The organism is Longimicrobium sp. (assembly GCF_048594345.1).
GTDB lineage: Bacteria > Gemmatimonadota > Gemmatimonadetes > Longimicrobiales > Longimicrobiaceae > Longimicrobium.
Genome location: NZ_JBMDXM010000265.1, coordinates 1 through 3,368, shown reverse-complemented (window position 1 = coordinate 3,368; position 3,368 = coordinate 1). Strand labels below are relative to the sequence as shown.

The 3,368-nt window shown below is 66.5% G+C and carries 4 protein-coding genes; 1 reads left to right on the top strand and 3 read right to left on the bottom strand.

Annotated elements, in window-relative coordinates; genetic code table 11:
- Positions 1-546: 546 nt before the first annotated feature.
- Positions 547-960, bottom strand: a complete 414-nt coding sequence (locus ACOJUJ_RS27935; RefSeq protein ID WP_420130220.1) for a hypothetical protein — start codon at positions 958-960, stop codon at positions 547-549.
- Entirely contained in the window at positions 957-1,226 is a 270-nt protein-coding gene (locus ACOJUJ_RS27930) for a hypothetical protein (protein WP_420130221.1), read from the bottom strand. Before ACOJUJ_RS27930 ends, ACOJUJ_RS27935 begins: the two co-directional genes overlap by 4 nt.
- Before the next feature lie 118 nt (positions 1,227-1,344).
- Between ACOJUJ_RS27930 and ACOJUJ_RS27925 the strand changes: the two genes are divergently transcribed.
- On the top strand, positions 1,345-1,755 hold the full coding sequence (locus ACOJUJ_RS27925) for a hypothetical protein (protein ID WP_420130219.1): 411 nt from the start codon (positions 1,345-1,347) through the stop codon (positions 1,753-1,755).
- 439 nt (positions 1,756-2,194) lie between these two features.
- Here ACOJUJ_RS27925 and udk read toward each other — a convergent pair whose 3' ends face one another.
- A complete protein-coding gene (udk, locus tag ACOJUJ_RS27920; protein WP_420130218.1) occupies positions 2,195-2,842 on the bottom strand; it encodes a uridine kinase in 648 nt (215 codons plus the stop codon).
- Positions 2,843-3,368: the final 526 nt, after the last annotated feature.

Genomic DNA, 3,368 nt, shown 5'->3' with positions numbered 1-3,368 from the left:
GAGACGCCACGATTCCTCCCGGATACCTGTGGGGAAAGGGGCCACGTGCCCGCGAGAGCCATCGACCAGCTGTGCACCTCGCCGCGCGTAGCCGCAAAGCTCCGCGACGGCATACCTGGAGCTACGTGAATAACCGAGGGTAACACCGGAACCGCAAAAGACTGGGCACGCAGAGGGAGCAGAGGAAGCAGAGAACAGCTTGAGCAATACCGTTTCTCACGGTTCGTTGTGCATTCGGCGAATCCGGGTGAACACCAGCTGCATCCCTGGAACCGGACGTTTCACACGGGGTCAACGGGGTCAACGGTAAAGATCAGAACCGTTGACTCCGTTGACCTCGCCGTGTGAGACGAGTGTTTTCCATGGCGCGGGATCGGGTGCACGATGAACGGCGGGATTCGGTAAATAATCTCGCTTTTCTCTGCTTCCTCTGCGCCCTCTGCGTGAGAATCCGCAGTCGGGGAATCAAGAGAATATCTGCGGATCTGGATGACGCCGGTTCTGCGGAATCGGTGTGGATTGGGGGGATTCGGGACGATTCCAGCCTCACCAGCCGGTGGAGGCGCTCTCCTGCCGCACGTAGCGCAGCTCCGCCTCCCGGTCGGCGAGCAGCCGCACGCCCCCGCCCCATCCCATCTCCAGTTCCATCGTCCACGAACGGCGGACAAGGGCTTGTCGGGGAAAGATCTCGTGGCCGTAGTAGTCCGTGAACTCCGCGAACCGGATCCACCCTCCACGCGCGCGCACCAGCTCCCACCGAGCACTGTCCACCACCACGGCGCCGGCCCGCGTGGTGAAGCGGTGGAGGTACGTGCCGTCGGGACGAAGGTCCAGCACGTCCCTTCCCTGGCCGGCGTTCAGCACGTAGCGGCCCACCACGTCCCCGTCGCCGACGCGCCGGCATCCCGCGAGCGCCGACGCGACCAGCAGGAGAAGCGCGAGGGCGCGCGGCGCCCTCAATCCGCGTACTCCTCGGTCGAGCGGGGGGCGTGGGGAAGTTGCTCGTCCAGCGACTGGCGGTAGCGTACGCAGCCGCGCATGAACTGCGGCCACTCGGGGACCGTGGGGAGCGGATCGGTCTGCTCCGGGAGCAGCGCCCAGAGTGCGGGATGGTGCCAGCAGAGCTCGTTTCCGGTGCTGTCGCGGTGCTCGCGGATGCCCCGCCGCAGCTTTCCGACCTCCGCAATCAGCTCCTCGCGCGACATCCGGTCCAGGTCCTCGTCCATGCTTTCCTCCACGCTGGCGTGAAGCTTCCGGTCATCCGCCCGTATGTACCCCGGCAGGCTGGCGACGTACCATGATACCGTGGCGAACATCGCCACCCCACCCGATGGAGCGCGAACGATGCTCACCTCGTCCGAAAAGCGGGACTACATCCTCCGCATGATCGCCCAGATTCGCCAGATGGTGGAGGCGATGATGGGCAAGGTGCGCGAGAACGAGGACACCGCGGAGTTGCGGGCCCAGGCGCGCGAGTCGTTGGCCGGGCTGCTGGGGCCGATGTCGGACGTGGTGCAGCGGCTGGATTCCGCCTCCGCCGGTCAGATGGTGAACGATCCCGACGTGCTGGCCGCCTGGGCCCAGGTCGTCGACGCCGAAGCCGAGATCCACCGCGCCGGGGGCGATGCCGCCTCCGCGGATGCGCTCACCCGCCGCGCGCTGGAGCTGGCCCGGGAAGCCCATCAGCGCACCCACGCCGACGTCCCCGAGCTGCTGGCGCTGATCGCGCGCCTGCAGTCGCAGGTGGATGCCTGACTCGCGACACCGCCCGTCATCCTGAGCCGGAGTTGAGAAACCTTGGATCGTGCCAGTCATCCTGAGGGAGGCGCCGCTCCATAACCTGCTCGTACACAATACTCTGGCGCCGACCGAAGGACCTTGCCGGCAGAAGCGTGAGGCTGGCTTCATGCCCCGCATCTGGCCTCACGGTGGCGGAGAGAAGGTCCTTCGGTCGCGCGCAAGCTCTTGTGTTCCTGAAGGTACGCGTGGCGCTCCCTCAGGATGACTGGTGCGCTTCGTACGAAGAGTTGGGGTTTCTCAACACCCTCTGAGGCTGAGGGAGGCGCCGCTCCGCAAACCGCGTTCACGCAAACGGTTGGCGCCGACCGAAGGACCTTGCTACCGTGGGGAGCAGGTGAGGGGTGGCATCACCCTCTCAACCTCATGTCGACCGACTCGCGACGGCCCGGTCCTGTCAATCGCCGACGGCGACCTCGTCGCGCGCTTTCTGGGCCAGGCGCTCGCGGATGCGTGCGGCGACGACGTCGATCCCGGCGCGGTTCTGGCCGCCGCGGGGGATGATGACGTCGGCGTAACGCTTCGTGGGCTCCACGAACTCGAAGTGCATCGGCCGCACCGTGGTCAGGTACTGCTCGATCACGGAGTCCATCGTTCGGCCGCGCTCCTCAATGTCGCGGCGCAGCCGGCGGATAAAGCGCACGTCCGCGTCCGTATCCACGAAGATCTTGAGGTCGAACAGCTCGCGCAGCCGCGGCTCGGCAAAGAGCAGAATGCCATCCACCAGCACCACATCGCGCGGGGGGACGGGGATGGATTCGGCCGCGCGGGTATGGCGCGCAAAGTCGTAGACGGGCTTTTCGATGGGCCGGCCGGCGATCAGCTCGTGCAGGTGGTGCACGATCAGGTCGTTGTCCAGCGAGTCGGGGTGGTCAAAGTTGATGCCGGCGCGCTCCTCCAGCGACAGGTGCCCCAGCTCCTTGTAATACGCGTCATAGTCGATGAAGGCGGCGCTGTCCAGGTGCAGCGAATCAAAGATGCGCCGCGCCACCGTGGTCTTGCCCGACCCCGTGCCCCCCGCGATGCCGATCAGGAACGGCTTCATCCTGGTCCCGTCTGGAGTGATTGCCGCCGTGCTTCGTGCGGCTGACTTGGGATACGTGTCGGAGGCCTGTTCGGCAAGGCTTGGGACGTGAACGGGTGAACGAGTGAACGGGTGACGTCCCATCGGAGCGGGAGGCGCTTCGACATGGATCGAACTTGCGCCCGACGGTGTGCCCCTCCCCCGGCCCCTCCCCGTTCGTTCCTCACGGAGAGGGGAGAACCCGATCCCGCTTCGACATCTTCCGAAGCGCACCGCCCTCGCCACACACCACCCCTCCCCCGAAGTTGGGGGAGAGGTCGACCGCCGTTGCGAGGAACGAGCAAAACGGCCGGTCGGGGGAGAGGGCCTGTCGAAGCGGGTGGCGCTTCGACATGCATCGAACTGCGCCCGACGGTGTGCCCCTCCCCCGGCCCCTCCCCGTTCGTTCCTCACGGAGAGGGGAGAACCCGATCCCGCTTCGACACCTTCCGAAGCGCGCCGCCCTCACCCCCCACACCACCCCTCCCCCGAAGTTGGGGGAGGGGTC

Bases quoted from the DNA above. Each gene is read 5' to 3' on its own strand.
- udk (WP_420130218.1), bottom strand. From the start codon at position 2,842: ATGAAGCCGTTCCTGATCGGCATCGCGGGGGGCACGGGGTCGGGCAAG.
- ACOJUJ_RS27930 (WP_420130221.1), bottom strand. From the start codon at position 1,226: ATGGACGAGGACCTGGACCGGATGTCGCGCGAGGAGCTGATTGCGGAG.
- ACOJUJ_RS27925 (WP_420130219.1), top strand. From the start codon at position 1,345: ATGCTCACCTCGTCCGAAAAGCGGGACTACATCCTCCGCATGATCGCC.